19 protein-coding genes, 1 tRNA gene and 4 pseudogenes are annotated in these 23,697 nt (G+C 75.2%); 12 read left to right on the top strand and 12 right to left on the bottom strand.

What is annotated here, in order from left to right:
- Positions 1-89: 89 nt before the first annotated feature.
- On the bottom strand, positions 90-1,724 hold the full coding sequence (locus REH70_RS07070) for a patatin-like phospholipase family protein (RefSeq protein WP_310753409.1): 1,635 nt from the start codon (positions 1,722-1,724) through the stop codon (positions 90-92).
- Here REH70_RS07070 and REH70_RS07065 point away from each other — a divergent pair.
- Both REH70_RS07065 and REH70_RS07060 read left to right on the top strand, forming a co-directional pair.
- A pseudogene (locus REH70_RS07065) lies at positions 1,663-3,473 on the top strand (GAF domain-containing protein); the annotation flags it as partial. The gene REH70_RS07070 and the pseudogene REH70_RS07065 overlap by 62 nt on opposite strands.
- 99 nt (positions 3,474-3,572) lie before the next feature.
- A complete protein-coding gene (locus REH70_RS07060) occupies positions 3,573-4,232 on the top strand; it encodes a PP2C family protein-serine/threonine phosphatase (RefSeq protein ID WP_396134733.1) in 660 nt (219 codons plus the stop codon).
- Positions 4,233-4,250: 18 nt separating this feature from the next.
- Here REH70_RS07060 and REH70_RS07055 read toward each other — a convergent pair whose 3' ends face one another.
- Positions 4,251-4,889, bottom strand: a complete 639-nt coding sequence (locus REH70_RS07055) for a biliverdin-producing heme oxygenase (RefSeq protein ID WP_310753406.1) — start codon at positions 4,887-4,889, stop codon at positions 4,251-4,253.
- A gap of 19 nt (positions 4,890-4,908) precedes the next feature.
- Positions 4,909-5,997, bottom strand: coding sequence for a pirin family protein (locus REH70_RS07050; protein ID WP_310753404.1), 1,089 nt, complete (start codon positions 5,995-5,997; stop codon positions 4,909-4,911).
- Positions 5,998-6,230: 233 nt separating this feature from the next.
- Here REH70_RS07050 and REH70_RS07045 point away from each other — a divergent pair.
- From REH70_RS07045 to REH70_RS07030, 4 genes and pseudogenes are all read left to right on the top strand, one after another.
- Positions 6,231-6,713 (top strand): annotated as a pseudogene (locus REH70_RS07045) (amidase family protein); the annotation flags it as partial.
- Entirely contained in the window at positions 6,677-7,873 is a 1,197-nt protein-coding gene (locus REH70_RS07040) for an amidase family protein (RefSeq protein ID WP_310753403.1), read from the top strand. The pseudogene REH70_RS07045 and the gene REH70_RS07040, both read left to right, overlap by 37 nt.
- 41 nt (positions 7,874-7,914) lie before the next feature.
- A complete protein-coding gene (locus REH70_RS07035; RefSeq protein WP_310753402.1) occupies positions 7,915-8,367 on the top strand; it encodes a hypothetical protein in 453 nt (150 codons plus the stop codon).
- Complete coding sequence (locus REH70_RS07030) at positions 8,289-8,690, top strand: GNAT family N-acetyltransferase (RefSeq protein WP_310753401.1); 402 nt, start codon at positions 8,289-8,291, stop codon at positions 8,688-8,690. The genes REH70_RS07035 and REH70_RS07030 overlap by 79 nt, the downstream gene beginning before the upstream one ends.
- 227 nt (positions 8,691-8,917) lie before the next feature.
- Here REH70_RS07030 and REH70_RS07025 read toward each other — a convergent pair whose 3' ends face one another.
- Together REH70_RS07025 and REH70_RS07020 are read right to left on the bottom strand one after the other, a co-directional pair.
- Complete coding sequence (locus REH70_RS07025) at positions 8,918-9,220, bottom strand: transcriptional regulator (protein ID WP_310753400.1); 303 nt, start codon at positions 9,218-9,220, stop codon at positions 8,918-8,920.
- Positions 9,210-9,656 (bottom strand): hypothetical protein, encoded by a 447-nt coding sequence (locus REH70_RS07020; protein ID WP_310753398.1) that lies wholly within the window; start codon positions 9,654-9,656, stop codon positions 9,210-9,212. Before REH70_RS07020 ends, REH70_RS07025 begins: the two co-directional genes overlap by 11 nt.
- Positions 9,657-9,851: 195 nt before the next feature.
- Here REH70_RS07020 and REH70_RS07015 point away from each other — a divergent pair, with 195 nt between their 5' ends.
- A complete protein-coding gene (locus tag REH70_RS07015; protein WP_310753397.1) occupies positions 9,852-10,538 on the top strand; it encodes a histidine phosphatase family protein in 687 nt (228 codons plus the stop codon).
- A gap of 37 nt (positions 10,539-10,575) precedes the next feature.
- Here the strand turns inward: REH70_RS07015 and REH70_RS07010 are convergent, their stop codons facing one another.
- From REH70_RS07010 to selD, 5 genes and pseudogenes are all read right to left on the bottom strand, one after another.
- On the bottom strand, positions 10,576-10,788 hold the full coding sequence (locus REH70_RS07010) for a hypothetical protein (protein ID WP_310753396.1): 213 nt from the start codon (positions 10,786-10,788) through the stop codon (positions 10,576-10,578).
- Between the two features lie 245 nt (positions 10,789-11,033).
- Positions 11,034-11,549: pseudogene (nrfD, locus tag REH70_RS07005) on the bottom strand (NrfD/PsrC family molybdoenzyme membrane anchor subunit); the annotation flags it as partial.
- A 146-nt stretch (positions 11,550-11,695) separates the two neighbouring features.
- Positions 11,696-12,265, bottom strand: a complete 570-nt coding sequence (locus REH70_RS20525; protein WP_396134692.1) for a 4Fe-4S dicluster domain-containing protein — start codon at positions 12,263-12,265, stop codon at positions 11,696-11,698.
- Positions 12,266-12,683: 418 nt separating this feature from the next.
- Positions 12,684-16,011: pseudogene (gene fdh / locus REH70_RS06995) on the bottom strand (formate dehydrogenase).
- Positions 15,998-17,026: a selenide, water dikinase SelD gene (selD, locus tag REH70_RS06990; protein ID WP_310753394.1), complete on the bottom strand. Its 1,029-nt coding sequence runs from the start codon at positions 17,024-17,026 to the stop codon at positions 15,998-16,000. Before selD ends, fdh begins: the two are co-directional and overlap by 14 nt.
- A gap of 113 nt (positions 17,027-17,139) precedes the next feature.
- Between selD and REH70_RS06985 the strand changes: the two genes are divergently transcribed.
- From REH70_RS06985 to REH70_RS06965, 5 genes are all read left to right on the top strand, one after another.
- A tRNA-Sec gene (locus REH70_RS06985) sits at positions 17,140-17,234 on the top strand.
- Between the two features lie 182 nt (positions 17,235-17,416).
- Positions 17,417-18,634: an L-seryl-tRNA(Sec) selenium transferase gene (gene selA / locus REH70_RS06980; protein ID WP_310753393.1), complete on the top strand. Its 1,218-nt coding sequence runs from the start codon at positions 17,417-17,419 to the stop codon at positions 18,632-18,634.
- The gene (locus tag REH70_RS06975) at positions 18,634-20,016 is read left to right on the top strand and encodes a GTP-binding protein (protein WP_310753392.1); all 1,383 of its coding nucleotides are present in this window, start codon (positions 18,634-18,636) and stop codon (positions 20,014-20,016) included. Before selA ends, REH70_RS06975 begins: the two co-directional genes overlap by 1 nt.
- Positions 20,016-20,405, top strand: a complete 390-nt coding sequence (locus REH70_RS06970) for a SelB C-terminal domain-containing protein (protein WP_310753391.1) — start codon at positions 20,016-20,018, stop codon at positions 20,403-20,405. Before REH70_RS06975 ends, REH70_RS06970 begins: the two co-directional genes overlap by 1 nt.
- A gap of 419 nt (positions 20,406-20,824) precedes the next feature.
- Positions 20,825-21,388 carry a hypothetical protein gene (locus REH70_RS06965; RefSeq protein WP_310753390.1) on the top strand — a complete coding sequence of 188 codons (564 nt, stop codon included), beginning with the start codon at positions 20,825-20,827 and terminating at the stop codon, positions 21,386-21,388.
- 57 nt (positions 21,389-21,445) lie between these two features.
- On the opposite strand, the gene REH70_RS06960 is transcribed toward REH70_RS06965, so the two are convergent.
- Both REH70_RS06960 and REH70_RS06955 read right to left on the bottom strand, forming a co-directional pair.
- Positions 21,446-23,104 carry a catalase gene (locus REH70_RS06960; protein ID WP_310753389.1) on the bottom strand — a complete coding sequence of 553 codons (1,659 nt, stop codon included), beginning with the start codon at positions 23,102-23,104 and terminating at the stop codon, positions 21,446-21,448.
- Entirely contained in the window at positions 23,101-23,676 is a 576-nt protein-coding gene (locus REH70_RS06955; RefSeq protein ID WP_310753387.1) for a transcriptional repressor, read from the bottom strand. The genes REH70_RS06960 and REH70_RS06955 overlap by 4 nt, the downstream gene beginning before the upstream one ends.
- Positions 23,677-23,697 lie beyond the last annotated feature (21 nt).

Here is a 23,697-nt window from a genome sequence, read left to right as displayed (position 1 = left end):
GGTCGGCGGCTTCGGTCAGGCGGGGTCGGTCGGCGGGTCGGTCGGCGGGGACGGTCGCAGCAGGCGACCGTCGGTCGTCCGAGCGCCGGTCAGTCGGTGCGCCAGGGCCGGTGGGCCGGCGTCGGCCAGGCGTGCCCCTCCCACTGCTGCCACCAGCGGTCGGCGCCGTCGGGCAGGTGCGCCGGGTCGTGCGCGGCGACGGCGTCGCGCAGGCGGTGCTTGAGGGCGCCGAGAGCGGCCTCGGCCGGGCCGTCACCCGACCCGTCGGTCGGCGCCCCGGGCGGTGCCCCGGTCGCTGCCCGGTGCGGGACCGGCGCCGGCACGACGGCGTCGGGCACCACCCCGGGGACCGGCGCGGGCGTGCGGACCCCGGCGAGGGCGTTCTCCGCGGCCCAGATGTCCCGGCGCAGCGTGACGATCTCGGCCGTGCGCCGGCGTCCCGGCGCGTCCGTGCCCCGCACGACGTCGGCGGCACGCATCCACCCGTGGTCGATGCCGATCGCCGTGAGCCCGGGGTCGACGCTGAGGCTGTCGTGCACGTCGACCTCGGGCTGGATCAGGGTGACCCGTGCCGACCCCCGGGCGAGCTCGACCTCGTCCCGCAGGATCTCGTCCCACATGATGTCGGTGTAGGCCCGCGACGCGATGGACAGGATGTTCCTGGTGGCGAACCCGGTCTCCGGGGCGGTGCCGGCCGCGGACGCGACCACCGCCCAGCAGCGCGTGCCGCCGAGGTGCCGCGCGGCCATCTCGATCGGGACGACCTCGCGCACGCCGCCGTCGACGTAGTGCTCCCCCGCGAGCGGCACGGGCGGGAACACGACCGGGATGGCCGACGACGCCCGGACGGCATCCGCGAGCGCGACCGGCTCGACGTCCGGCAGGGGGCGGTTCTGCCGGTCCACGAGCTGCCCGCTCTCGGTCACGTACCGCAGCTCGCCGGACTCCAGCCCGACCACCGCGATGCGCAGGTGCATCCCGGAGGCCGCGACCCGCGCGGGGTCGAACACGGCAGGGTCCTCCTGGATCTGCCGCGCGATCCGCCCGGGGACGAAGAGCCCCTGCGCGCCCTCCGCGGCGGACAGCACGTGCTCGAGGTCGCGCCCGGTACGGCCCAGCGCCCGCATCGCGAGGAGCGCGTCGACGGTCCGGAAGGGGCTCCACATCGGTGCGTCGACCGGCTCGCCCAGGCCGTCGTGCCCGGCAGCGACGGTCCCCGCGGCCGCTGCCCCGGCCCCCACAGTCCCGGCGGTCCCGGCGGTCCCGGCGGTCCCGGCGGTCCCGGCGGCGGCCGACCGGCCCCACGCCGGCAGGCCCGGCAGCGCGCCGAAGCCGGGGGCGCGGTCGGTCCGGCGCCGTCGCTGGAACACCTCGAGCCACTCGGGCGCGATGGTCCGCAACGAGCTGAACCAGCTCGTCTCCCGGTACAGGTCCGACGACGTCGCCATGCCGCGCCACAGCGTCTCGAGGCGCCCCAGCGCGGCGCGCTGCTCGTGGCGGTCACGGCTCTGCGCGAGGGCCGCCGCGAGGATGGACCCCGCCGACGTCCCGGTCACGACGGTCGGTGCGATGCCGACGACGTCGTACAGGTACCGCAGCGCGCCGATCTCGAAGCCGGCCCGCGAGCCGCCGCCGCTGAGGGCGAGCGCCTCGCGCACCGGGGTGGGCCCGGCGCGGCGGCCCGCCGCGCGCAGCTGGTCGCGCAGGACCCCGACCGCTCTCATCGGCTCCCCCTCGTCATCCGACCGACGCCTGCGACTCTCCCACGCCCGTGACGGCATCGCGCCGGACGGGCCGTTGACGCGGCGCACCGGGACGCTGCACACCGGGACGCTGCGCAGCGCCGTGGGAGCGGGGGACGTCACAGCGGCCCGGACGGCCGCCACGTCCCCCTCGGTTAGGTTCGTCGCATCGGCCGGCGTCCTGCACCGGCCACCCCACTCCCCGGCCCCCGAGGACGCCCGCGTGAGCTCTGCCGCACCCCTGCCCCCCGACCTGCTCCCCGATCTGCTCGACGCCTGCGCGGACGAGCCGATCCGCATCCCCGGGTCGGTGCAGGCCCACGGTGCGCTGCTCGCCGCCGACGGCAGCGACCACACCGTGGTCATGGCGTCCGCGAACACCGCCGAGCACCTCGGCCGCCCCGCCGAGGAGCTGATCGGCCGCCGCCTGGTCGACGTCCTCGGCCCGGAGAACCTCGCCGCCCTGCCCGCCGGCGGCGCCGGGGACGGCGACGGGGGCGACAGCGGCGCGGACGGCGGCGAGCCGCGCCGCATCCACCTGACCGGCCCGGACGGCGTCCGCCGCAGCGCCGACCTCCTCGCCCACCGGACCGACGAGCTGCTCGTGGTCGAGATCGAGCCCCGCGACGACGCCGTCGTCGAGCCACCGTCACGCACGCGGATCGCCCTGCGCGCCCTGCAGGGTGCGTCGACGCAGGTCGAGCTGACCCGCCTGCTCGCCCAGGAGGTCCGCCGCGTCACCGGCTTCGACCGCGTCATGGTCTACCGGTTCGACGAGGAGTGGAACGGCGAGGTCGTCGCCGAGGAGGTCCGGGAGGACCTCGAGCCGTTCCTCGGGCTGCACTACCCGGCGTCGGACATCCCCGCTCAGGCCCGCGCCCTTTACACCTCGCAGTGGCTGCGGTCGATCCCGGACGCCACGTACACCCCCAGCCCGCTCGTGCCGGGCCTCAACCCGCGCACCGGGCTGCCGCTGGACCTCTCCGGCGCGGCCCTGCGCAGCGTGTCCCCCGTGCACCTCCAGTACCTCGCGAACATGGGCGTCCGCGCCTCGATGTCGGTGTCGCTGCTCGTCCACGGCCGGCTGTGGGGGCTCGTGGCCTGCCACCACGTCGCCGGGCCGCACTACCCGAGCGCCGCGGCCCGCAGCACCGCGGAGTTCCTGGGCCGGACCGCGTCGCTGCTGCTGCAGGGCAAGGAGGACGAGGCCCGGTACGTCGACGCGCTGTCCGTCACCGCGACGGCCGCCGACCTCACCCGGTCGCTCGCGGCGAACATCCGCGAGCCGCTCGAGCACCTGATCGGGCCGGGCGGCGTGCTCGACCTCGTCGAGGGCGCCGGGGGCGCGGCGGTCCGGATCCACGGCGACCTCCGCCTGCTGGGCAGCACCCCGTCGGCGGACGAGGTCGACGAGCTGGCCCGCCTGTGCTGGTCGGGCGGTCGCGAGCCGGTGGTCACCGACCGCCTGGGCCGCGACCTGCCCACCAGCGACCTCCCGCAGCGCATCGCCGGCACCGCGAGCGGGGTCGTCGCGGTGCCGTTGAGCTCCGGCGGCCGCAACGACTTCCTCATGTGGTTCAAGCCCGAGGTGCTCACCGAGGTCCACTGGGCCGGCGACCCGCAGACCGCGCACGTCGAGCTCTCCGAGCAGGGGCCGCGGCTCACCCCCGGGCGTCGTTCGCCGCATGGGTCGAGCAGGTGCGCGGACGCTCCGAGCCGTGGAGCCCGGCCGAGGTCGCCGCCGCCCAGCGCCTGGGGCAGGACATCGACGAGCTCCTCGCCCGGCGCACCGCCGAGGACGGCCGGATCGCCGCCGCGCTCCAGCGCATCGTGGTGACCGAGCGCCCGGCGATCCCGGCCGGCTTCTCGCTCGCGACCCGGTACCTGCCCAGCGGCCGGGACATCGTCGGGGGCGACTGGTACGACGTCACGGTCCTGCCCGACGGCCGGGTCGTGGTCATGGTGGGCGACGTCGCCGGGCACGGCATGGGGGTCGCCGCGATCACGGCCCAGATGCGGCACGCGCTGCGTGCCTACCTCGTCAACGAGGGCAGCGCCTCGGTCGCGCTGCGCCAGCTGGGGACGCTCATCGGTGCGCTGCTGCCCGGCAAGCTCGCGACCGTCGTGGCCGCCGAGCTCGACCCGTCGACCGGGACGGTGCGGGTGACCAGCGCGGGGCACCTGCCGGTCCTGCACCTCACCGACGGCGGTGCCCGGCTCGTGCGCGAGGCGACCGGTCCGGCGCTCGGCATCGACGTCGCCACGTCGTACGCGGAGGCGACGGTCCAGCTCCGGCCCGGGGACGCGCTGGTGCTGTACTCCGACGGGCTCGTCGAGGAGCGCGGTGTGCACCTGCTCGACAGCCTCGAGGGCCTGCGCGACCGTGCGGCCGCCGCGAGCCGCGATCCCGACGAGCTGTGCGAGCAGCTCGTCGCGGCCGCGCCGACGACGAGCGACGACGTCACGGTGCTGGCGGTCCGGCGGTACTGACCGCTCGCCGCGCCGACCCTAGGGCAGGTGCACCGCCCCGAGGTCGGCGAACACGTCGGCGTTGAGGCCGAAGGCGACCCCGGCCTCGGCGGCGACCCGCGCGCGCTCGGCGTCGTCCCACGGCAGCGCGTCCAGGCGTGCCCGGTACAGGTCCTTGAAGGGCTTGGGCTTGCCCAGGCCGGGGAAGGCGTAGAAGTGCAGCGCGTCGTCGCCCAGGCCGTACTCGCGGCGCAGCACCCCGCGGATCGTCACCCCACCGGAGAGGTCGCCGAGGTACCGGGTGTACGCGTGCGCGGCGTACCCGCCGACCCAGGTCCCGGCCACGGTGCGCAGCCGGTCGACGTACCGCTGCGTCGCGGGCAGGGTGCGCACCGTCGCGCGCCAGGTGGGCCCGCGCAGGACGGCGAGGTCGTGCTCGATCGCCGCGGAGCGGGCGAGGGCGTCGAACAGCAGGGTGGCCCCCGCCGGGTCGGCCCGGACGAACGGCTCCGCGGCCTCGAGCGCGGCGTACACCGCGTGGTGCTGGGTCAGGAGGTCGACGTACGCGTCGAGCGGCACCCGACCGGCCATGAGCGCGGACACGAAGGGCATGGCCTCGGCCTGCTCGTGGGCGGTGCGGGTCGCGCTGCGCAGCTCGGCGGCGAGGTCGGTGGTCACGGGATCGAGATCCTAGGCGTCACCCGCGGGGCTTGAGCCGGTGGTTCGGCAGCGGCGGGGCGGGCAGCGGCGGGTGCGGGTGGCCGGTGACGCTGCCGAACCGTGCGTCCGCCGGGGTGGGCGCGGTGGGACCGGGCGGGACGGCGGCGTCCGGGACGCCGTCGGGCGCTGCCAGGTCGGCGCGGGTGGTGTCGCCGCCGGCCGGGTCGCCGGCGGCGGTGACCTCGGCGTCGTCCGCGCCGATCTGCGCCTGCCACTGCCGCCGGGCCGCGATGACCTCGTCGTGGTCTCGGCCGATGAAGTTCCACCACATGACGATCCGCTCGCCCAGCGGCAGGCCGCCGATCAGCACGAGCCGGACGTCACCGCCGACGGCGCGCAGCGTGAGCGTGTCGGCGCCGGGCGGCACGTACAGCAGCTGGTCGGCGTCACCGCGGGTGCCCGCGACCTCGACGGTGCCGGTGTCGACCAGGACGCCGTGCTCAAAGCGCGGGTCGACGGCGAACGTGTGCGCGTACTCGCCGCCGAGCACGATTTCGGCGCCGACCAGCGGGGAGAACGTGGGTACCGGCGACGTCGAGCCGGCGAGGGAGCCCAGGAAGACCCGCACGACGCCGTCGTCCAGCGGCACCGGCGCGGGCACGTGGTGGTCGAACGCAGGCGCCGTCCCCCGGTGCCGCTCGGGCAGGACCGTCCACAGCTGGACGCCGTGCAGCACCCGGGTCGCGTCGGTGGAGTCCTCCGAGTGGCTGATCCCGTGCCCGGCGGTCATGAGGTTGAGCTCGCCGGGGCGCACGACGGCGCGCGTGCCGAGGCTGTCGCGGTGCTCGATCTCCCCGGAGAACAGCCAGCTCACCGTCTGCAGGCCGGTGTGCGGGTGCGGGGGCACGCGCATGCCGCCGGTGACCGCGACGTCGTCCGGGCCGTAGTGGTCGAGGAAGCACCAGGCGCCGATGAACGACCGCGCTCGCTGGGGCAGCGTGCGCCGGACGGTCATGGCGCGGACGCCGCCGAGCGGGACGTCGCGCGGGGTGAGGACCTCGATCCGGTCGACCGGGTCACCGTCGCCGCACTCGACGGCCTCGGGCCTGGTGTCCAGGTTGCTCATCGGATCCCTCCCCGGGCTCGTCCACCCGAGCGTATCCGCGCCGACGGTCGTGCTCGGCCCGCCGGGCGGGGACCCCTCGGTCAGCCGGCGGCCTGCCCCGCGGCGGCGGGCGCCGGTGCCGGCTCGGTCGCGACCGCGTCGCCGTCGGCGATGGCGGCGGACCGGCCCAGGGGTTCATCGACGTCCGCCCGGAGGCGGAGCTGCTGGCCGACGCCGCCGCGGTCGACGCCGCCGTGGACGCCGCGGTCGCGGCCGGGACGCCGGGTCCCCCGCTGGCCGGGCTCGTCGCCGCGGTGAAGGGCAACATCGACGTCGCCGGGCTCCCGACGACCGCGGGCTGCCCCACGTTCGCCGACGGGCCGGCGGCCGCGGACGCGACCGTCGTCGCCCGCCTGCGCGCCGCGGGCGCCGTCGTGCTCGGCACCACGAACCTCGACCAGTTCGCCACCGGTCTGGTCGGCACCCGCAGCCCGTACGGGGCGGTCCGGCACGCCACCGCACCCGGGCGCATCTCGGGCGGGTCCAGCAGCGGCTCGGCCGTTGCCGTCGCGCTCGGCGTCGCCGACGTCGCCCTCGGCACCGACACCGCCGGCTCCGGCCGGGTGCCGGCCGCGCTGCACGGGCTGGTCGGCATCAAGCCGACCCGCGGGCTGCTGCCGGCCACCGGCGTGGTCCCGGCGTGCCGGACGCTGGACTGCGTGTCGGTGTTCGCGCCGACCGTCGCCCTGGCCGAGCGGGTCCGCGACGCCCTCGCCGGACCGGACGGCACCGACCCCCTGGCCCGCACCGGCGCACCCGTCGCGGCCACCACCGGGCGGGGCGTCGTCGGCGTGCCCGACGTCGCCTCGCTCAGCCCGCTCGCCCCGGGTGGGCCGAGGCGTTCGAGCGGGCCGCAGCGGCGCTGCGCGACGCCGGGGTCCGCACCGTCCCGGTGGATGTCACGGCGCTGCTCGCGGCGGCCCGGCTGCTGTACGAGGGCGCGTTCGTCGCCGAGCGGTACGCCGCCGTCGGGGACTTCGTCAGCGCGCACCCCGACGCGGTGGACCCGGTCGTCGGCGCGATCATCCGGGCCGCCGGCGAGCTGCCCGCGCACCGGCTCTTCGCCGACCTCGAGACGCTCGACCGGCTGCGGATGGCCGCGGCCGCGGCGCTCGAGGGGACCGACGCCGTCCTGCTGCCCACCACGACCCAGCACCCCACCCTGGCCGCCGTCGCGGCCGACCCGGTCGGCGTCAACAGCGACCTCGGGCGGTTCACCAACTTCGCGAACCTGCTCGACCTCGCGGCGGTCGCCGTCCCGGCCGGTGACGTCGACGGTCTGCCGTTCGGCGTCCAGCTCGTCGGGCCGGCGTTCTCCGACGCGCGGCTGGCGCGGATCGGGCGGCTCCTCACCGGTGAGCAGGCGACCCCGGTCGCGGACCCGGCCGAGCCGCCCACCGCGACATCGGGGGGCACCGTCCCGCTCGCCGTCGTCGGCGCCCACCTGCGCGGCCAGCCCCGCAACGGCGAGCTGACCGCACGCGGCGCGACGTTCACCCGGGCCACCACCACCGCGCCGGACTACCGCCTGCACGCCCTGGCGACGACGCCGCCGAAGCCCGGGCTCGAGCGGGTCGTCCGGGGTGGCGCCGCGATCGAGGTCGAGGTGTGGGATCTGCCGGCGACGGGGTTCGCCGACCTCGTGGCCCGGCTCCCGCACCCCATGGCGATCGGCCCGGTCCGCCTGGCCGACGGCACGAGCGTCAGCGGGTTCCTCTGCGAGCCGGTCGCCCTCGCAGATGTCCGGGACATCACGGCGAGCGGCGGGTGGCGACGTCATCTCGCCGATACGGCCGTGGCCACGGGGCGCGTGCCGGACGGTGTCGGCGTGGGGTGACCCGTCGACGGGGACGGACAGCGGCGGACACGATGGTGGCCATGCGCCTCCTGCACCTCGCCCCCGCCGCGGTCGGGGACCATGCCGTCGCGGCGGGCAGCTACCGCGGGTCCACGCCCGGCCGCGACCTGGTCGAGGTGGGCTTCGTGCACGCGTCCACGGCCACGCAGCTGGCGGGCGTCATCGCCGGCCTCGACGCCGACGACCCGCCCGCCCGCCCGCCCGTGAGCCCCGGCGACGGCCTGTGGGTCCGGCCCGGTCGACGGGAGGACCTCCCGTCCCTCACCGCGTTGTCCGGGTCCGCCGACCGCGCGGAGTGGCGGATGCGGGCGGGCGAGCGGGGCGACGAGACCCTGCTGGTCGCCCAGCACGGCGGCGAGGTCCTCGGCGCGGTGAGCGTGCGCTGGCGGGGGACGTGCGACCCCCGCACCCCTGGCTCTACGGCCTCGGCGTCGCTCCCGCGGCACGTCGGCACGGGATCGGCCGCCTGCTGACGGCGGCCGCGGAGACCCAGGCCCGCCTGCACGGGTTCCCGGCGACGAGCCTCGACGTGGACCGCGACGCGGTCGGGCTCGTCGCCTTCTACCAACGGCTCGGCTACGAGCGGGTGGGTCCCCATGAGCACCACTGGCAGACCGTCGACCCGGCCACGGGTCGGGTCACCGCCCGCGGGACCTCCAGCACGTGGATCATGCGCCACACCTTCCCCGCCCCCGCCGATGAGGCCCACCCGACGTCCGGCCCGGAGCCGGAGCCGGAGGCAACCGGTGCGCGGCCCCAGGACCGCCGGCGGGCGCCTCCTGCGCCTCCGACCTGATCAGCCTTCCCACGAGTCGCCGGCGCCTCGTCAGCGCGCCCAGCCCCTCGACCGCGGCGCCCAGCCCCTCGACCGCGGCGCCCAGCCCCTCGACCGCGGCGCCCAGCCCCTCGACCGGAGCGGGCAGGACGTCGTCGGCGGGGGCGCCGCGGAGGTGGTGGTCGAGCAGTCGTCCCCACCCGGCCGGCGAGAGCGCGGCCGGATCGCCGTCGAGCGGGACCGCTCGGTCACGTCGCGGTAATCTCCCGCAGCGCGGCGACGTGCCCGTCGAACGCCCGGCGGCCGTCGCGCGTCAGACGTACCCAGGTGATCTGCCGGCGGTCGCCGCGCTCGTCCGAGGCGGAGCGGGTCATGGTCGTGTAGCCGGCATCGGTCAGGACGCGCAGGTGCTTGGACAGCGCGGGCTTGCTGAGTCCCAGCGTCTCGCCGAGCGCCGCGAAGGTGAGCGCCTCGACGGGCCGCAGCAGACCACAGATCCGCAGGCGGACGATGTTGTGGACGATCTCGTCGGGACGGGCCTCAACCGGCATGGCGCAGCGTGCGGCGGGCCGCGGCGTCGATGGAGCGCACCCCGACGACGGTCGCGCCGAACGTCAGCACCACCGGGACGGCGGCCCACGCGTGGAGGTCCAGCGAGGCCAAGCCGAGCGCGACGCTGTAGAGCACGAGGACGACGGCGACCAGCGCGAGGTAGCCGAGCCCGCCGCGGACCCCGACGCGGCCGGTTCTCACCCCCGTCGAGCGGACCGCCATCGTGGTGAGCGCGATCCCGACGAGGAGCAGCAGGTACCACGAGGCGGGGCCACCCGGCCGGGCGGTGGCGGCCGTCGCGACCCACGCCGCCGTCACGGCGCCGAGCGCGGGCGCCAGCCAGGACGGCGTGCGTGCCCGCTCGGCCAGGGCGGCGCGGTCGGCCTCGAGGACGGACAGGGACGTCGGGGACGGGGCGCAGCGCTCGTCGGTCATGCCGCGACCGTACAAGTCGGTTGCCCTACCGGCAACTCACTTCTTGCGCGATGAGTCGACCGCCCGTGGCGGGTCCATCCCGCGGAGCGGACGGTCGCACCGGTCGATCTGGCGCTGTTCCCCCGCCCCGGCCTCGTTCCGCAGCACACCGCGGCGCCGCCGGGGCAGCGGCCGCACCGCCGTAGGATCCCGGGCGTGCGCCTCCTGCAGATCCGTCACGGTCAGACCCCCCACAACGTGGCCGGAGCCCTCGACACCGCCTTCCCCGGGGACGGACTGACGCCGCTCGGACTCACGCAGGCAGCCGCCGTCCCGGCCGCCCTGGCCGACGAGCGGATCGGCGCCGTCTACGCGTCCCCGCTCGTCCGCACCCAGCTCACCGCCGCGCCGCTCGCCGAGGCACGGGGGCTGACGATCGACGTACGTCCAGGGCTGGAGGAGGTGTCGGCCGGCGACCTCGAGCTGCGCACGGACACCGACGCGGTCGGCACGTACGCCGAGACGCTCATCTCGTGGATGCGGGGCGACCTGGGTCGCCGGATGCCCGGCGGGGAGAACGGCCACGACTTCCTCGCCCGGTACGACGCCGCGATCCGCACCCTCGCCGAGCGGCACGGTCCCGACGACACGATCGTGGTCGTCGGTCACGGCGCCGCGATGCGCGTCCACACCGCGCTGCGGGCAGGGCTGGACCCCCGCACCTCCGTGGAGCTGGAGGTCATGAACACCGGGCTCGGGCTGCTGGAGGGCGACCCCGACCGCGGGTGGCAGCTCGTCCGCTGGCGCAGCGAGCCGCTGGGCGGCGCCCACCTGGCCGACGACGGCGCGCAGGACGTCACCGGGGAGAGCGCCGAGGACGCGGTGGACGAGCAGTCGTCCTGACCGGCGCACGCTGATCACGGGGCCTGCCACGTGACCCTCAGGTCGGCGGGGTCGACGTCCGCGACGCGTCCGGCTCGAAGCGGACGGGCTCGCCCCGCTCCAGGCGCTCCCGCTGCGGGACGACCGTGTACTTCGGGTCCTTGGCGGACTCCTGCCCCGCCTCGAACACGCCGAATCGGGTGCACACCGACCCGGCGAGGAGGGCCACCCCCGACAGGACCGCGACCGCGCGACTGCGGCCCGCGACCACGGATGCTGCTCCCCGGCGACGGTCAGGACCTGGGCGGCCCGCATCAGACGACCCGCCGTGCCCTGGTGCAGCGGCTCGGCCGTGATCCCCATGGTGCGCTCCATCCGGTGCTCCATGACGAGCTCGAGCACGGCTCCGCCCAGCGCCAACCTCCGGACCGGCCCCGTCTCGCGGACCGGCGCGGCGATGAGCCCGAGGCCGGCCGAGGCGGCGGCCGCCGAGCCGACGAACACGAAGGGCAGCTCCCGGTAGGCCGCGTGCCACGACGGGGTCGCCGTGTCGGACAGCAGCACCGCGGTGTAGGCCGCCACGGGCGGGGCGAAGAGCGCGGCCAGCAGGCCGGCCGGGCGGTCGACGACGGCCGCCAGCCGCAACGGCCCCACGCGCCACCGCGGCGGCAGCATCGCGACGACCTCGGTGGCGGCGACCGCGCCGGCGAACGGCCCGTAGAGGGTGAGGATCCAGGTCCCGACCGACATCGGCGAGGTCACCTTCATCACGCGCAGCATGTGGAGGAAGCGGCTCGGCTTCCCGAGGTCGTGCACCAGGGCCACCATGGACACCGACAGGGCGGCGATGGCCCCGAGGCGCCCGGACCGCCGCAGGGTCGGTCGGCCGGTCAGGTCCGCACCGGCAGCGATGAGCGAGGACCCCGCGGCGACCCCGCCCGCGAAGAGGTAGATCGGGATGTCCACCTCCCACGGCGACGGCTTGACGATCGGTCGCCCGTAGTAGGAGGTGAACGTCGCCTCGGGGACCATCGAGCGGTCCCCGCCGCCCCCACGGCGGCCACCACGCCGCCTCGACCTCCCGCCCGCGGAACCCGGCGTGGCCTCCCGGTCCGGCCGCGCGTCCGGGACGCCGTCGCGTCCGGCCGGACCGCCGCCCGGCTCGCCGGGCGCGGCGGTCATCGGCGTCGGCCCAGGAACGACAGCGCGGCGCCGGCCAGCAGGGTCACGGCCGCGACCCCCGCCCGGTTGAACATCTGCGGCAGGTCCTTGGTCGTCACCACCGGGTCCGGCGGGAAGCCGTAGACCTCCGGCTCGTCGAGCAGCAGGAAGAACGCGCCGGCCCCGCCGACCCCGTCGTCCGGGTCGTGGCCGTACAGCCGCGCGTCCGCGACCCCGGCCTCCCGCAGCTGCCTGACCCGGGCGTCGGCCCGCTCGCGCAGCTCGTCGACGTCACCGAACTGGATCGACTGGGTCGGGCACGCCTGCGCGCACGCCGGGGTGTTCCCGGCGCCCAGCCGGTCGTAGCAGAGCGTGCACTTCTGCGCGATGCCGACGTTCTTGGCCCCCTCGGGCCCACGCCGACGCTCGATCACGCCGTAGGGACAGGCCGGGACGCAGTAGCCGCACCCGTTGCAGATGTCGTCCTGGACGACCACCGTGCCGAACTCGGTGCGGAACAGCGAGCCGGTGGGGCAGACGTCGAGGCACGCCGCGTGCGTGCAGTGCTTGCACACGTCGGAGGACATGAGCCAGCGGAAGTCCGGGCGGCCGGCGTCGTCGTCCTCCCCCGCGTGGTGCTCTCCCGCGTGGTGCTCCCCGCGTGCGGGGCGGCCTCGCCGGGCGGACCCACGGTCGGCATCCCCAGGGCGACGGCCTGTCGTCGCAGGCCGGACTCCTGCTCCCCCAGCGGCTTCGCCTGCTCGATGAACGCGACGTGCCGCCATTGGTCGGCGTTCAGCGAGAAGCTGTTGTCGTAGGAGGACCCGAGCAGGTCGAAGTGCGTGGCCGGCACGTCGTTCCATTCCTTGCACGCCACCTCGCACGCCTTGCAGCCGATGCAGATGCTCGTGTCGGTGAAGAACCCCATGCGCTTGGGCCGGTCCTCGTCGTAGCCCGCGTCGGCCGCCGGGTCCACCGGGCCGAACAAGCTGTTCTCGCCTGCCATCAGGATCCTCCGGTCGGGTCGGGCGTCTCGTCGCCGGCGTCGGGCGTCCCCGCGCCCGGACCGACGGTCACGATGGGCCGGGCGAGGTCGTGGTCCACGCCGGCGCGACGCTGGTAGCCCTGGACGAACGCGAGCAGGTCACGGCCCGTCGGACGGCGACCGGGGAGGACGTCACAGGTGCCCACCTTGCTCTCCTGGATGAGGACGTTCGGGTCGAGCGCGATGCCGAAGAGGTCGTTGGCGGAGTCGCCGGTGACCATGCCCCCGGTGCCCCAGTGGTACGGCAGCCACACCTGGTGGATGGTCCGGCCCTCGACGCGCAGCGGCGAGAGGCGGTCGGTCACCAGCACGCGGCCCTCGACGGCGGCGCGGGCCGTGACCACGTGGCACCAGCCGCCGTTCTCCAGCCCGCGCTCGGCGGCGAGCTCGGGCGACACCTCGACGAACATCTCCGGCTGCAGCTCCGCCAGGCGCGCGACGTAGCGGCTCATGCCGCCGGCGGTGTGGTGCTCGGTCAGCCGGCTCGTGGTGAAGACGAACGGGAAGACCTCCGCGTGCGACTCGGGCGGGCTGGGGTTCATGCGGTTGGCCGGGTGCACGTACTCCTTGCGCGTGGGGTTGGACTGCTGGCCGTGGATCGGGTTGCGGAACGGCGACTCGACCGGTTCGTAGTGCGTCGGCAGCGGGCCGTCGATGAGGCCCTTGGGGACGTACAGGGACCCCTTGCCGTCGCCCTGCATGATGAACGGGTCGACCCCCTCGATCCCCGCGACCCCGTCGGTGCCGGCCGGTGCACGGTAGGACGGCGGCTTCGTGAGCTCGAAGTCGGGGACGTCGTGACCGGTCCACTCGCCGGCCTCGCCGCGCTCGGGGTCCCACCACACGTAGGCCTTGCGCTCGCTCCACGGCCTGCCCTCGGGATCGGCGGAGGCGCGGTTGTACAGGGTGCGCCGGTTGGCCGGCCAGGCCCAGCCCCACTCGGGTGCGACGTAGCTCTGCTCGGGGCCGGGCTTGCGGCGGGCCGCCTGGTTGACGCCGTCGGCGAAGACCCCGGTGTAGATCCAGCAGCCCCCGAGCGTGGTCCCGTCGTCCTTCATCTCCGTGTAGGAGGACAGCGGGCGCCGGGTCGCGACGTCGAACCCGTTGATCTCCCGGAGCACGGCCTCGGCGTCGGGGTCGTCGGTGTCGCCGACCATCGGGTAGTCCCACGCAAGGTCCAGGAGCGGGCGGTCCCGGTCCTCGGTGGAGCCCGCCAGGCGCTCCCGGATCATCCGGCCGAGGTGGTAGAAGAACCACAGCTCCGAGCGGCAGTCGCCCGGCGGCTCGACCGCGCGCTCGCGCCACTGCAGCATGCGCTGGGTCTGGGTGAACGTCCCCTCCTTCTCCACGTGCGACGCCGCCGGCATGAGGAACACCTCGGTGCGGCACTCCTCGGGCACGATCTCGCCGGTCTCGACCTCGGGCGAGTCCTTCCAGAAGGTCGCGCTCTCGATCTCGAAGAGGTCCCGCACCACGAGGAAGTCCAGGTTGGCCATCCCCAGCCGCTGGGCCTTGCCGTGCGCGGAGCCGACGGCCGGGTTCTGCCCGAGCAGGAAGTAGCCCTTGACCTTGCCGTCGATCATGTCGAGCACCGTGCGGTAGGTGCCGTGGTCCCCGGTGATCTTCGGCAGGTAGTCGAAGCAGAAGTCGTTCTCGGCGGTGGCGGCGTCGCCCCAGTACGCCTTGAGCAGGTTGACGCCGTAGGCGCGCGCGTTGGCCCAGTACCCCTTGGACCCCGGGTGACTGATGCCCTCGAGCCACTCGTCGAGCGTGTCGTCCTTCCCGGCGGTGGGCATCGGGAGGTAGCCGGGCAGGAGGTTGAACAGGGTGGGGATGTCCGTCGAGCCCTGGATGCTCGCGTGGCCACGCAGGGCCATGATGCCGCCGCCGGGGCGGCCCATGTTGCCGAGGAGGAGCTGGAGGATCGCGCCGGTCCGGATGTACTGCACACCCACGCTGTGCTGGGTCCACCCCACGCTGTAGACCAGCGCCGTGGTGCGCTCGCGCCCGGAGTTCTCGGCGAACGCGCGCGCCACCTCTCCGAACGCCTCGACCGACACCCCGCAGGTCTGCGACACCAGCTCGGGGGTGTAGCGCGCGAAGTGGCGCTTGAGGATCTGGTAGACGCACCGCGGGTGCTGCAGGGTCTCGTCGCGCGGGGTCGCTCTCCACGCCGGCGCCGTGGGTCTCGTGCTGCAGGGCGCTCGCGGTCTCCCGCTGGACGACGTGGTCCTGGTCCCCACCGCCGGCCTCGGACGCCTCCGCCCCGGCGTACTGCCAGCTGGCGGGGTCGTAGGTGCGCGTCTCGGGGTCGAAGCCGGAGAACAGCCCGTCGAGGTCGTCGGTGTCCCGGTAGTCGTCCCCGACGATCACCGCGGCGTTGGTGTACGCCACGACGTACTCGCGGAAGTCGAGCTCGTTCTGCAGGACGTAGTTGATGACGCCGCCGAGGAACGCGATGTCCGTGCCGACGCGCAGCGGCACGAACGTGTCGGCGAGCGCGCTCGTGCGCGTGAACCGGGGGTCGACGTGGATGACCTTGGCACCGCGCGCCTTGGCCTCCATCACCCACTGGAAGCCCACGGGGTGGGCCTCGGCCATGTTGGAGCCCTGGATGACGATGCAGTCCGCGTTGGCCAGGTCCTGGAGGAACCCGGTGGCGCCGCCGCGCCCGAACGAGGTCCCCAGACCGGGGACCGTGGCGGAGTGTCAAATACGCGCCTGGTTCTCGATCTGGATGGCGCCCATCGCGGTGAACAGCTTCTTGATGAGGTAGTTCTCCTCGTTGTCGAGGGTCGCCCCTCCGAGGCTCGCGATGCCCAGCGTGCGCCGGACCGTCTTGTCGTCGTCGAGCTCCTGCCACGTGTCGTTGCGGGCCTTGACCACGCGGTCGGCGATCATCTCCATCGCGACGTCGAGCTCGAGGTCCTCCCACTCGGTCGCGTAGGGCCGGCGGTAGCGCACCGTCGTCTGGCGTAGCGGGCTGGTGACGAGGTTCTTGCTCGCGGACCCCTTGGGGCACAGCCGGCCGCGGGAGACCGGGCTGTCGGGGTCGCCCTCGATCTGGACGACCTGCTCGTCCTTGACGTACACCCGCTGGCCGCACCCCACGGCGCAGTACGGGCAGACGCTGCGGGCGACGCGGTCGGCGGTCTCGGTGCGGGCGGTGAGCTGTTCGGTCTGCGCGGACCGGGCGGCCGGGCCGCGGCCGAGCGGGTCCGGGCCGGTGAGCTGGCGAACGACGGGCCAGGACAGGAACGTCTTGCTCAGCCCGTCACCGATGCCCATGCCACGCCTCCCCTGCGTCGACCACCTGCTTCGCCGCAGGCGCGATCGCGATCCTTGCAGACCGCCTACCGGATGACGAGTGGGAACTCGCCGGCGGGCACGAGCTCGCCGACGACGGGGTGCCCGGGCAGCTCCCCCGCGACCAGGAGCCCCCTGAGGTCTGCGCGTCGGCGAGCATGACGAGCTCGTCGTCGTCCACCGCGGAGTTCACGTGCGGCCGCACCCAGTCGAGGTTGCGTCGGCTGCCGCCGGGCACGAAGCCCTGCGCGAAGGACTCCCGGGCGTCGGCGAGGTAGGGCACCGCGGCGGCGTCCACGACCGCGGTGACGCCGCTGGCGCGCGCCATCTTGTACAGGTGCCCGAGCAGACCGAAGCCGGTGACGTCCGTGGCGGCCCGGATCCCCGCGGCGAGCGCCGCCCGGGAGGCGTCCCGGTTGAGGGTCGTCATGGCCTCGACGGCGTGCTCGAAGCGCTGGCCGGTCGCCTTGTGCCGGTTGTTGAGGATGCCCAGCCCGAGGGGCTTGGTCAGGGTCAGCGCCGACCCGGCGGTCGCGGCGTCGTTGCGCAGCAGGGTGTCGGCGGTGCCGAAGCCGGTGACGGCCAGCCCGTACTTCGGCTCCGGGTCGTCGATGCTGTGCCCGCCGGCCAGGTGCGTGCCGGCCTCCCGGCAGATGTCGGCGCCGCCCCGCAGGACCTCGGCCGCGAGCTCGAACGGGATGCGGTCCCGCGGCCACGCCAGCAGGTTGACGGCGAGCAGCGGCTCGCCGCCCATCGCGTAGACGTCGGACAGCGCGTTGGCGGCCGCGATCCGGCCCCAGTCGTAGGCGTCGTCGACGACCGGGGTGAAGAAGTCGGCGGTCGCGATCACCGCCCGCCCACCGGGGCCCTCGTCGATCCGCACCGCGGCGCCGTCGTCACCGTGCTCGAGGCCGACGAGGAGGTCGCCGACCCCGCTCCCGGCCGCGCGGCCACCCGGCAGGTCGGCCAGCACGCGCTCGAGCTCGCCGGGCGGCACCTTGCACGCGCACCCCGCCGGCGGCGTACTGGGTGAGGCGGATCCGGGTGACGTCGCTGGTCATCGCGCCAGGTTAAGGCGGTGCGCGGAGAAATCATCCCTAGGATGACCGCGGAGGCGTTCCTCGTCTGGTGATGGGCGCGGTCTTCAACACCGTAGTGACCGAGCATCTCGGTCAGGCGGGTTCGATTCCCGTCCGCCTCCGCCAAGCATCGCGTGTCCGGTGGGCCGTCCCCGGTCCGGGCTGATCGGTCGGTCGGAGGTGTGTGCCCGTGACGGACCCGCGTCGCACCACGCCGCGCACCGACGCCGTGCTGCGCGACCCGGGCCTGGCCGAGGCGCACCGACGTCTCGGGTCCGGTCTCGTCAAGCGCGTCGTGGTGGCGACGCTTGACCGCTGCCGGGCCGGTGAGCTCGCCCCGGAGGACGTCGTCGCGCAGGTGCTGTCCGATCTCCCCGTTCGCCACCGCGCTGCGCCGCGTCGTCAACGCCACCGGCGTCGTCGTCCACACCAATCTCGGGCGCGCGCCGCTGTCCGCAGCCGCGGTCGAGGCGCTGGGCGTCGTCGCCGGCACGACCGACGTCGAGCTGGACCTGGCGACCGGTCGGCGGGCGCGGCGGGGGCGCTCGGCGATGGCGGCGCTCGCGGCGGCCGTGCCCGACGCCGGCGCGGTGCACGTCGTCAACAACGGCGCCGCGGCGCTCGCCCTGGTCACCTGCGCGCTCGCGGCCGGCCGGGAGATCGTCATCGCGCGGGGCGAGCTGGTGGAGATCGGCGACGGCTTCCGGATCCCGGAGCTGCTGGAGTCGCTCGGCGCCCGGCTGCGCGAGGTCGGGACCACGAACCGGGTCCGCCTGGCCGACTACGCCGCCGCGGTGGGCGAGCGGACCGCGTTCGTCCTCAAGGTCCACCCGTCCAACTTCGTCGTCTCCGGCTTCACGTCGTCCGTCGGTGTCGCCGAGCTCGCCACGCTCGGCGTGCCCGTGGTCGTGGACATCGGCTCCGGCCTCCTCGCGGCCCACCCGAGGCTGCCCGCGGAGCCGAGCGCCGCGTCGGCCCTGCGCGCGGGCGCGCACCTCGTCACGGCCTCCGGGGACAAGCTGCTCGGCGGCCCGCAGTGCGGGCTGATGCTCGGCCGGGCCGACCTCGTCGAGGCGTTGCGCCGGCACCCGTTCGCCCGGGCGCTGCGGGTGGACAAGCTGACGCTGGCCGCGCTCGAGGCCACCCTCACCGGTCCGCCGCCGCCGGTCGTCACCGCGCTCGCCACCACACCCGACGCGCTCCTGGCACGTGCCGAGGGGGTCGCGGCGCAGCTCGCGGACACGGTGGGCACTGTCGATGCGGTGGCTGTGCCGTCCCGCGCGGCCGTGGGCGGCGGGGGCGCGCCGGAGGTGACGCTGCCCAGCGCCGCCGTCTCCCTGCCCGCTCCGCTGGCCGGGCCCCTGCGGCAGGACCCGGTCCACCCGGTGATGGGCCGCGTCGAGCGCGGCCGGCTGCTGCTCGACCTCATCGCGGTGCCCGCCGAGGACGACGCGCTGCTGGTGGACGCCGTGCGGCGGGCTGCGACACGTCCCGGGCCCCGTCGCGACCTCCCGGGCGAGGCGTAGTGCACGTCGTCGCGACGGCGGGACACGTCGACCACGGCAAGTCGGCGCTGGTGCGGGCGCTGACCGGCACCGAGCCCGACCGCCTCGCGGAGGAGCGCCGGCGCGGCCTGTCGATCCAGCTCGGCTACGCGTGGACCTCGCTGCCCGGCGCCGGCGACGTCGCCTTCGTCGACGTCCCGGGGCACGAGCGGTTCGTCACGACCATGCTGGCGGGGGTCGGACCGGTCCCGGCCGTGCTCTTCGTGGTCGCCGCCGACGACCCGTGGATGCCGCAGGCCGCCGAGCACCTGGCAGCGCTCGACGCCCTGCACGTCCGGCACGCCGTCGTGGCCGTCTCCCGCAGCGACCTCGCCGACCCCGGCCCGGCCGTGGCCCAGGTAGGGGCCGAGCTGGAGCGCACCTCGCTGCGGGGCTCGCCCGTCGTGCCGGTGAGCAGCCTGACCGGCGCCGGGCTCGGGGACCTGCGCACCCGGTTGGTGGACATGGTCGGGGGCGTCCCGCCGGCCGATCCCCACGCCGACGTGAGGTTGTGGGTCGACCGTCGCTTCACGATCAGCGGAGCCGGGACGGTGGTGACCGGGACGCTCCCCGCGGGGACGATCGCGGTCGGTGACCGGCTGAGCACCGGTGCCGGCACCGGCACGGTCCGGGTGCGGGGCGTCCAGACGCTCGGCCGGACGGTCGAGTCGGTGTCCGGGGTCGCGCGGGTCGCGCTCAACCTCTCGGGCCAGGTCGACGACGTCGGTCGTGCCGGCAGCCTGACCACGCCGGGGGCGCACCGGTGGACGGACGTCGTCGACGTCCGCGTCACCGGTGAGATGGCGCGTCTGCCGCTGCGGCCGATGCTCCACGTCGGCGCCCTGTCGATGGCGACGGGGTGCCGCCCGCTGGCCGGCGACCTCGTGCGCCTCACCCTCGAGCGGCCGCTGCCGCTGCGCGTGGGCGACCGGGCGCTGCTCCGGGACCCGGGCAGCCGGCAGGTGTGGGGCCTGCAGGTGCTCGACCCGGTGCCGCCGCCGCTGCTCCGGCGCGGGGCGGCGGACGACCGGGCCCGCGCGCTGCGGTCCGCGAGCGGCGCGCCGGACCTCGTCGCCGAGGTGCGGCGTCGGGAGCTGGTGGACGTCGACACCCTTCGCCAGATCGGAGTGCCCGACTCCTCGAGGTCCGGGGACGTCATCAGGGCCGGACGCTGGTTGATGAGCCCCGCCCGCGCCGAGCTGGCCGCCGAGCAGGTCCGCCGGACGCTCACCGACCACGACCGCGACCGACCCCTGGACCGGGGGCTCCCCTCACGGTGCTGGCCGACAGGGTCGGACTGCCGTCCCCCGACCTCGTCGCCGCGGTGGTGCGCGAGCCGCTCCGGCTCGTGGGTGGCCGCGTGATGGCTGCGTCCGCCGATCGGCTGCCACCCGAGCTCGAGCGGGCTCTCGCGACGTTGGCCGACGACCTGGCCGAGAACCCGTTCCAGGCGCCGACCGCCGACCGGCTGCGCGACCTCGGGCTCGACGCCGAGCGGGTCGCCGCAGCGGCGAAGGCGGGCCGGTTGCTCCGCCTCGCACCGGGCATCGTGCTCATGCCGGACGCCGACCGGCGCGCGGTGGCCGAGCTGGCCGGGCTGCCCCAGCCGTTCACGACCAGCGAGGCGCGGTCGCGGCTCGGGACCAGCCGCCGCGTCGTGCTGCCCCTGCTGGAGCACCTGGACCGTGCGCGGGTGACGCGACGGCTCCCGGACGACCGACGCGTCGTCGTCCAGGTCGGCGTCGTCGCCTAGGCCTGCGCGTCGCCTAGGCCTGCGTCGTCGTCCGGGTCTACGTCGTCAGCCGGCACCGGTCCCCGGGCGGCGACGACGCGGGTGTCGTGATCGACTGATTCGCGCCCGGTCCACGCCGGACCGGGTGCTCGCCGGCGGCACCCGGTCCCCTGGGCGCCCCGGCCGGACCCGAGAGGACCCGACGTGGCGAAGCCCCCGGTCACCGATGCCCAGCTCGCGCGTGCCCTCGGCGCCTACGCGGGCATGGTGGACCACGTCCTGACCGACCCGCAGCGGTGGCTCGGCCTCGACGACGACCCGCCGCCCACCGCGGCCTTCCCGGTCCGCGTGCTGGACGCCCTGCGCGACCGCGCGATGGGCGAGGTCACCCCGGCGTCGCCCGCGTGGGGCGCGCAGCCGGTCGACCGGCGCGTCGACTGGTGGGTGACCCGGATCGGGATCAGCGCCGGCCTCGCGGCCGCAGCCCCCGGCTCGCCGGCGCCCTGGCCGACCGGATCCCGCTGCAAGCCGCCCTCGGTGCCTCGGCGGCGGGGCTGGCCGTGTGCGCCACGGCACGCGAGCACGGGCGGACCGCACCCGAGGAGTGGGTGCCGTTGCTCGCGCAGGTGCTCTTCGACCGCGACCTCGGTGAAGAGGTGTCGATCCTGGCCGCGGCCGACGCCGAGGCCGAGCTCGCCGCCGGCGAGGACGACGACGCCGACGGAGACGGCGACGCCGACGACGCCGACGTCGTCGATGACGAGCCCTCCGGCGACAGCCGGATCGCGAGCCTGGGGCGTGGCGCCCAGCAGGCCGCCCGCACCGTGTGGCGACTCGCCCGCACGTTCTTCGGGCTGCCGGACCTGCTCGACGAGCGACCCCGCGGCAACCTGCTCACCCGCGCGGTGGGCAAGCTCCCCGTCGTCGGCGTCGCCGGTGGCTGGCTGGACGAGCGGGCCGGCATCCGCAAGGCGGCCCGTCGCACCGCGAGCCTGCTCACGTAGGCCCGTGCCGGTCCGGAGGGACCGGCACGGGCCGGGTCACGTGAGGGTCGGACGGGCTCAGCCCGCGACGACGACCCGCTCGTTCGGGACGCAGTGCGTCATGACGCGGCCCGTGACGTCGCGCGGGCCGTTCTTGCCGAGGTTCGCCAGCCGCTCGAGCTCGTCCTCGGACAGGGTCTGGCTCTGCAGCGGCGGCAGGTGCCGGACGTCGTCGGGCGTCAGGCCCACGCCCTCACCGACCCGCAGGCCCAGCTCGTCCTCGCACATGAGGAAGTGCCACACCATGCGCTCCACGATCGGCCGGTCGCACTGCTCGAGCGCGGCCACCAGGTTCGCGACGAGCTCGTCCTTCTCCCACTGCTCGGACAGGAGGTAGCGCTCACCGGCCTGCTGGTAGTCGTTCGTGCGCGGGATCCGCTTGCGGGTCAGGCGGCCGGTGATCTCCGGCCCCTGCTCGTCGTGCGTCGGGTAGGTCGCCTCACGCAGGCCGCCGGTGATGGACGGCTCGTAGTTGACGTGCGGGTTCGAGCCCACCTCGTCGCGGCCCATGGACATCTGGCCGCCCTGCTGGTTCGTGTTGACCGGCACCTTGGGCTGGTTCACGGGAACCTGCAGGTAGTTCGGCCCCACGCGGTGACGCTGGGTGTCGGAGTAGGAGAACGTCCGGCCGACGAGCATCTTGTCGTCGGAGAAGTCCAGCCCGTCCACCAGCACACCGGTGCCGAAGGCGATCTGCTCGTTCTGCGCGAAGTTGTCGCTGACGTTGCGGTCGAGCACCATCCGGCCGACCGGGCGCAGCGGGAAGACCTCCTCCGGCCACGTCTTGGTGTCGTCCAGCGGGTCGAAGTCGAGCTCGGGGTGCTCGTCGTCGCTCATGATCTGGACGTTGAGCTCCCACTCGGGGTAGTCGCCCGCCTCGATCGCGTCGTAGAGGTCCTTGGTGTGCGCGCCGAGCGTCTGCGCCTGCACGGCGGACGCGTCCGCGGCGGTCCACGACTTGACGCCCTGCTTCGGCAGCCAGTGGTACTTCACCAGCACGGTCTCACCGGCGGCGTTCACCCACTTGTAGGTGTTCACGCCGAAGCCCTGCATCGTCCGGTACGACGCCGGCGTCCCGCGGGGGCTGAACACCAGCGTGACCATGTGCATGGCCTCGGGCGTCTGGGAGAAGAAGTCGAACGCGCGGTTGGCGACGTTCGCCTCGAACGTCACCGGGTCCGGCTTCTGGGAGTGGATGAAGTCGGGGAACTTGATCGCGTCACGGATGAAGAAGACGCCGAGGTTGTTGCCGACGAGGTCCCAGTTGCCGTCCTCGGTGTAGAACTTGATCGCGAAGCCGCGCGGGTCGCGCGCCGACTCCGAGGAGTCCTTCCCACCGGCCACGGTCGAGAAGCGCAGCGCGACGTCGGTGCGCTTGCCCTTCTCGCCGAACAGTTTCGCGCGGGTGTAGCGGCTGACCGGCTCGTCGCCGACCGTGCCGTAGGCCTCGAAGTAGCCGAACGCGGTGGTGCCCCGCGCGTGCACGACGCGCTCCGGGACCCGCTCGCGGTCGAAGTGGCTGATCTTCTCGAGGAACTGGTAGTTCTCGAGCGTCGCCGGGCCGCGCGCGCCGACGGTGCGCTGGTTCTGGTTGTCGTAGACCGGGTGGCCCTGCCGGTTGGTCAGGACGGGGCGGTCGTCGTCGGGGGCGGACGACTGCGATGCGACGTCGGTCATGGGTCTCCTCGGGTAGGGGTCGAGCGGAGGTCAGTGGTGCGTGTGCGCACCGGCGGCCACGGGGACCTGCCGGACGGAGGGGGGACGGCGCCGACGGGGCCGCCGGCCGCGTGCGCCGCGGACGCGGCGCAGGCCGGGCACACGCCCCAGAACAGCACCTCGGCCTCGTCGACGACGAAGCCGTGGTCGGCGTCCGGGGTCAGGCAGGGCGCGGCCCCGTGGGTGCAGTCGACGTCGACCGTGTGGCCGCAGGCGCGGCACACCAGGTGGTGGTGGTTGTCGCCGACCCGCGTCTCGTACAGGGCGGGCCGACCGGCCGGCTCGATGCGCCGCACGAGCCCGGCGTGGGTCAGCGCGTCGAGGCAGTCGTACACGGCCTGCGTCGAGATGCCTGCGGTGCGGCCGCGCGCGGCGGTGGCGACCTCGGCGGCCGTGAGGTGCCGCGCCTCCGCCCGGGCGTGGTCGAGTGCGCCCAGCACGGCGACGCGCTGCCCCGTGACCCGCAGCCCGGCAGCGCGCAGCGCAGCGGTGGGTTCGGTCGTCGCGGGGGCATGGCCCCAGTCTCGCAGCAAGACTGGAATGAGTCCACTCTT

It is taken from the genome of Cellulomonas sp. ATA003, from assembly GCF_031582905.1.
Taxonomy (GTDB): Bacteria; Actinomycetota; Actinomycetes; order Actinomycetales; family Cellulomonadaceae; genus Pengzhenrongella.
The sequence above is the reverse complement of the archived record's forward strand: the minus strand, read 5'-3'. Positions and strand labels throughout refer to the sequence as shown.